The following is a 6,366-nucleotide window of genomic DNA, read 5'->3' as shown; positions in this document are numbered from 1 at the left end:
GAGGTGCATGAAAAAAGCCAACAGCTGACGCTGTTGGCTTAGTAGAAATACTGTCAACGTATTTTAGGACGAGACATGCGAAGTACAGGCCGATGACTACAAGAATCGGAGCAAACAAAAGCATTGTATGGCTAGATTTAGCACTCATCAGCTCAATTGATGTAAAACCTTTCTGCTTCATATCTTAGAAAGTGAAACCAGCTTGTAGACCTAGAGTGGCATCACTGCCTAGGTTCATGCTGCCTGAGCTGAAGTCATACCAATCGAAACCGACACGCGCCATAAATTTCGAGTTACCAAACATTGGTTGCGCTGACTTAAATTCAGCACCGATGCCGTAAATTGCGCCCCACTTGCTATCTGAATACTTGTGAGTGTCTGATTCGTCTGCATTAACCCATGTTGATTTAGAATTAAAGTTTGAGTAAGCAAGACCAACCTTACCGTAGATAGCAAAAGAGTCATCGAAGCTATATTTATACATTGGCGCTAGAGACATTTTGAAGTGTTGGTAATCGCCCTTGTACTTAGTTAGGTCGCCGTTTACGTCTGAAATAACATCGTTGCTGTCTGAGTCGATGTAATTCATCGTTGATTCTAGATAAAAGTTTGTATCAAGAATTTGTGAACCAACAGTGAATTGTGCGCCTGTATCGTCTTCGTTAATGCCAACGCCGCCAAGTACGTACATTTCGTTAGCTGCGAAAGCTGAAGTAGACATGATAGCTAGTGATGCAAGGATGAATTTTCTCATTTTGTTTATCGCTCTGGTTAATAAATTTCGGGGGGAATTCTAGCTATCTTATTTAAAATAAAAAACACCGTTCAAAATAGAGCAATGGTTTTTAATTTGTATTAAATGTTTCGAAGTGGAATTAATAAAGATGAATGACCTAATTGCTTGTAAATACTAGGTTTGTGTTCGTTGGTTAATGAGCGATATCAGAGAAATTAATTGGAAATGGTTCAATATTTAATATCTGATCTTTATGATTCATTCGCGTTTTCTGTATCTGAAGTACACTTTTTATCCATATCGCTTCATAAGTCCAGTTTTCTGTTTGTGTGCGAACATTAAAAAAGGGTTACTCATGATGAGTAACCCTTTTTCTTGAAACTTTTTAAAAAGCTATCGCTGATCTATTAACGTATTAAGCGCTAAAGATTTGAGATAGCTCTGTCGCACATAGGTGGTATTGACGAGGGCAGTTACGCCATGTTGTTAGCATGCGACGGTACTTCTCTAGCATTGGCATTTGGCTATTGAAGTGGTGATCGGCTTTGTCGAATTGAGGGTAAAGACCTTCAGAATCAACAAGGAAACGCACGTAGTGTACGATCTGCGCTTCAGAAGCGATATCAAAACCTAAGAACTGCAGGCGACGTTGGTCTACTTCAGCACGTTCTTGTTCTGCAAGCATTTTGTTCGACTCTTGCATTGCATGGTACATCTCCATGATGTCGATAATTTCGCGACATTCTGCTTCAGTCAAACAACCAAACTCTTTGTTAAGCTCACGCATTTGGAGTTCGTAACCACGTTCTACAATCGTTTGTAGACGTTGGTATTTAGCTGAGTTCTCAGGATCCATTTGAGACATTAGGTAGTATTGATTTGATAGAATTAGACGCTGAGCATTGGTCATTTCCATGGGAGGAGCCTCACTAAAAAACTAAATGTTGTATTCTTTTGTTGCAGTAAGAGTAACAGCATTTCTACGAGTGGAAACATGATCTCAACACGGATTTAATATGATTTTTTGAATTGATAAACAAAAGTTGTAAAGAAAAATGAAAGGATTGTTTGGCTCGAATAAGAAAACGCCCCAATCGAAATTGAGGCGTTTGAAATCACGATGAACGTAAGTCTAGATTAGTATTTTACGTTTGAATGGTACTGGCTTAGAACAGCAACAATCTCGTCCATTTTCTCTTTACTCGGCGGGTTTGTACCTTCAAGAGGGTAGTCAAAACCAAGCGCTTCCCACTTATGTGCACCAAGCTTATGGTATGGAAGCAGTTCTACTTTCTCGATGTTATCCATGTCTTTGATGAATTCACCTAGCAGATGAGCATCTTCAGCCGTATCCGTGTAGCCAGGGACAATTACATAACGAATCCACGTCTTCTTACCGATTTTGTGTAGGTAGCGTGCAAAATCCAGAGTACGTCTGTTTGATACACCAATGAAATCGTGGTGAATCTCATCTCGCATGTGCTTAAGATCGAGCATCACTAGGTCAGAGGCTTCTAGTACTTCATCAACCACTTCAGTGTGCTTACGAATGTAGCCATTAGTATCAAGACAAGTGTGGATGCCTTCAGCTTGAGCTGCGCGGAAAAAATCACGAACAAATTCAGGTTGTAGCATCGCTTCACCACCAGAACAGGTGATACCACCGCCCGATGCTTTCATGAAATGACGGTATGATTTTGCTTCGTTGATGATCTCTTCGACCGTTACTTCCTTTCCGTCATGAAGATCCCATGTATCACGGTTATGACAGTACATACAACGCATTAAACAGCCTTGAAGAAACACAATAAAGCGGATACCAGGGCCATCGACAGTACCACAAGATTCGAATGAGTGAATGCGACCAGTTGTAGACATGAGCTATTCTCGTAGAGGAATTTATACCGTTTATTTTATTACAAAAACGGTACATAAAATAGGGTCAAATGGTAACGAGGTCTTTAAAAATAAAGGCAATCACCAGTGAAGATGATTGCCTTTATTAAACTTGAAAATTAAAGGACGAAAGCCCTTACTAGTGCTTAGAAGAAAGCAAACATTGTGATGCCACCAGTGGTGTAAACTGACTCTTTTGCTTCTTCATAATCAGGGGTCTTTGCGGTTAGTGCGAAAGAGGCACCAACGTATCGGTTATACCAAGCCACACCAACCACTGCTGTCGCTTGAATATTCTCTAAAGTAACATCGTAGATAGCGGGATCTTCGTTGTTTTTTCTCGCGTACTCATCTACACCAGAGCGATCGCCTTCGATTGTTAGATCGTTGAATCGGTAACGACCTTCAAGGCCTGCATAGGTAAACCAACCAGCGTTTGATGCCCCAATCATGCCGGGTTTGAATGGGTTTTCTGTAGTGATGTTGGCTGCACCAAAGTTACCGCCTAAATCCGTACCCCAACGGAACATAAATCCAGTCGAGATATCACTTCTAAAGTTACCCACGTTGATCTCTGAAACGTTAGAGATTTCGTAGTCAGTATTCGCTAGAGCTTGATTACGCATTAGGTTGAAGTGGCTTAAATAACCAACGCTGCCCGCCCACTCATCATCAACTTGGTATTCCCACCCCATAGGCTCATCTGATTTAGTGATCGAGTGAACCAGCTTTTGAGCATCTTCTGAAAGTGCACTTTCACCAGTCGTACCAAACGTTATGTTAAAGCGCTGGGCTTGCTGTGGATTCAAGCTGATGTAGTTGAATTCAGTGTGAAGGTAACCGGCATATGGACGGTCATTGGGCAGAGGTTTTTCCGCTTCAATATCAGAAGGCGTATACATCTTGTGGCCAATGGTGATTTCCCATTTATCTAGAGAGCTAGCGCCCCAGTAGGAAAGGCTCAATGGTTTGACCCAATTGTATGGTGTAATACTTGATGATGTGTAACCCAGAAATAAGCCGTTGGTATAGTCTTGGTCGACACCAAAAACACCATCATTATCTAAAGCAAAAGTTAACGTAGAACGATCAGATGCCAAAGATGAAAAAGAGAGGAGAATCAGGGGTAAACAACGCAGGTATTTCATGGAGCAGTTACTCTTAAATTATGAACCGCGATATTACCGTAATTTGAGTGGATTTGTGGAAAAAAAGTGAATGATAGGGTGCTTTTTTGCTCAACCTAACATTTCGCGGGGGAGATGAGTTCAGTGCGATTTACAGCAGATATAAAAAAGCCTCGCACATTGGCGAGGCTAATATTATTTACTGTCTATTGAGCGTGAGCTTATAGAGACTCAGTAAATGTACGTGCTATTACGTCAGCTTGTTGCTCTGCAGTTAGCGAGTTAAAGCGAACAGCGTAACCAGATACACGGATTGTTAGCTGAGGGTATTTCTCAGGGTGCTTAACTGCGTCTTCAAGAGTTTCGCGGTTAAGAACGTTAACGTTAAGGTGTTGACCACCTTCAATGCCAGCTTCGTGGTGGAAGTAACCATCCATTAGGCCTGCAAGGTTAGCACGTTGGCTATCTTGTTCTTTACCTAGTGCGTTTGGCACGATAGAGAACGTGTAAGAGATACCATCTTGTGCGTCAGCAAACGGTAGTTTACCTACAGACGTTAGTGAAGCTACAGCACCTTTCTCATCACGACCGTGCATTGGGTTAGCACCAGGAGCGAAAGGAGCGCCAGCACGACGACCGTCTGGAGTGTTACCTGTTTTCTTACCGTAAACCACGTTAGACGTGATAGTAAGAACTGACTGTGTAGGGATAGAGTTACGGTAAGTCTTAAGCTTACGGATCTTGTTCATGAACGTAGAAACTAGTTCACAAGCAATGTCATCTACACGAGAGTCGTTGTTACCGTATTTAGGGTAATCGCCTTCGATTTCGAAGTCAGTTGCGATGCCATCTTCGTCGCGGATTGGTTTAACAGTCGCGAACTTGATTGCAGACAGTGAGTCAGCTGCAACAGATAGACCAGCAATACCACAAGCCATTGTACGACGAACGTCACGGTCATGAAGAGCCATTAGAGACGCTTCGTAGCTGTACTTGTCGTGCATGTAGTGAATGCTGTTTAGCGCAGTCACGTATTGCTTAGCTAGCCAGTCCATGAAGTGATCTAGACGATCCATTACTTTATCGTAATCAAGAACAGCGTCAGTCATTGGAGCTTCTTTAGGACCAACTTGCATCTTAAGTTTTTCGTCCACACCGCCGTTGATTGCGTAAAGCATTGTTTTCGCAAGGTTAGCACGAGCACCGAAGAACTGCATTTGCTTACCAACGATCATTGGAGATACACAACAAGCGATAGCGTAATCATCAGACGCAAGGTCAGGACGCATTAGGTCATCATTTTCGTACTGGATAGAAGAAGTATCGATAGATACTTTCGCACAGAAACGCTTGAAGCCGTCAGGTAGTTGCTCAGACCAAAGAACAGTGATGTTTGGCTCTGGAGAAGGACCCATAGTGTATAGAGAGTTTAGGAAACGGAAGTTCGAACGCGTTACTAGCGTACGACCGTCGATACCCATACCACCCATAGACTCTGTTGCCCAGATTGGGTCGCCAGAGAATAGCTCATCGTACTCAGGAGTACGTAGGAAACGAACCATACGCAGCTTCATTACGAAGTGGTCGATCATTTCTTGTGCTTGTTCTTCAGTGATTTTGCCAGCAGCGATATCACGCTCGATGTAGATGTCTAGGAAAGTCGAAGTACGACCTAGAGACATTGCAGCACCGTTTTGAGATTTAACAGCAGCTAGGTAGCCGAAGTAAGTCCACTGGATAGCTTCTTGAGCAGTTTGAGCTGGCTCAGAGATATCGAAACCGTATTTCTCAGCCATTTGCTTGATTTGACCTAGAGCACGATGTTGCTCAGAGATCTCTTCACGCAATTGCATTGTTGCAGCAAGATCTTCGCCGTTCTCGAAACGCTCTTGTAGAGAAGCGAATTGAGCAGCTTTGTCTTTCATTAGGAAATCAATACCGTAAAGTGCAACACGACGGTAGTCACCAATGATACGACCACGGCCGTAAGCATCAGGAAGACCAGTCAGAACACCAGACTTACGACATTTTAGGATATCAGGAGTGTAGATATCGAAAACGCCAGCATTGTGTGTTTTGCGGTATTCTGAGTAGATTTTTGAAACCATTGGGTCAAGAGTTTCACCGTATGCTTTACAAGAACCTTCAACCATACGTACACCACCGTTAGGGATGATTGCACGTTTTAGTGGCTTCTCAGTTTGTAGACCAACGATAGTCTCAAGATCTTTCTCAATGTAACCTGCATCGTGAGCAGTAATGGTAGAGATAACAGAAGTATCGAAATCTACAGGTGCTTTAGTTGCGTTTTCCTGTTTGATACCTTCCATTACCGAAGACCAAAGCTTGTTAGTTGCTTCAGTACCCTCAGAAACTAGGAAAGACTCGTCGCCTTCATACGGCGTGTAGTTCTTTTGAATGAAATCACGAACGTTTACTTCGCTTTGCCACTCACCTGCAGCAAAATCTTCCCAAGCTTTAGCAAATTGCTCTGCCATGACATACCTACCTTTTTAGTAGAAAAAATACGTACATTAACACTGTTGAGCCAGCGCCCCTCGTAAGGGTAGTACACTCTTATTAATAACAATATATATGAGCATATAA

General features: G+C 42.6%; 5 protein-coding genes. All 5 read right to left on the bottom strand.

Annotated elements, in window-relative coordinates; genetic code table 11:
• Positions 1 to 184: 184 nt before the first annotated feature.
• Entirely contained in the window at positions 185 to 754 is a 570-nt protein-coding gene (locus MSG36_RS17530; RefSeq protein ID WP_248384615.1) for an outer membrane beta-barrel protein, read from the bottom strand.
• Between the two features lie 397 nt (positions 755 to 1,151).
• Entirely contained in the window at positions 1,152 to 1,652 is a 501-nt protein-coding gene (locus MSG36_RS17525) for a YfbU family protein (RefSeq protein WP_017066932.1), read from the bottom strand.
• A gap of 221 nt (positions 1,653 to 1,873) precedes the next feature.
• Complete coding sequence (gene pflA / locus MSG36_RS17520; RefSeq protein WP_060982328.1) at positions 1,874 to 2,614, bottom strand: pyruvate formate lyase 1-activating protein; 741 nt, start codon at positions 2,612 to 2,614, stop codon at positions 1,874 to 1,876.
• 164 nt (positions 2,615 to 2,778) lie between these two features.
• Complete coding sequence (locus tag MSG36_RS17515; protein ID WP_060982329.1) at positions 2,779 to 3,780, bottom strand: lipid A-modifier LpxR family protein; 1,002 nt, start codon at positions 3,778 to 3,780, stop codon at positions 2,779 to 2,781.
• Between the two features lie 200 nt (positions 3,781 to 3,980).
• Positions 3,981 to 6,257, bottom strand: a complete 2,277-nt coding sequence (pflB, locus tag MSG36_RS17510) for a formate C-acetyltransferase (RefSeq protein ID WP_060982330.1) — start codon at positions 6,255 to 6,257, stop codon at positions 3,981 to 3,983.
• Positions 6,258 to 6,366 lie beyond the last annotated feature (109 nt).

It is taken from the genome of Vibrio sp. 1CM8B, assembly GCF_023161685.1.
GTDB classification, from domain to species: domain Bacteria; phylum Pseudomonadota; class Gammaproteobacteria; order Enterobacterales; family Vibrionaceae; genus Vibrio; species Vibrio coralliirubri.
The sequence above is the reverse complement of the archived record's forward strand: the minus strand, read 5'-3'. Positions and strand labels throughout refer to the sequence as shown.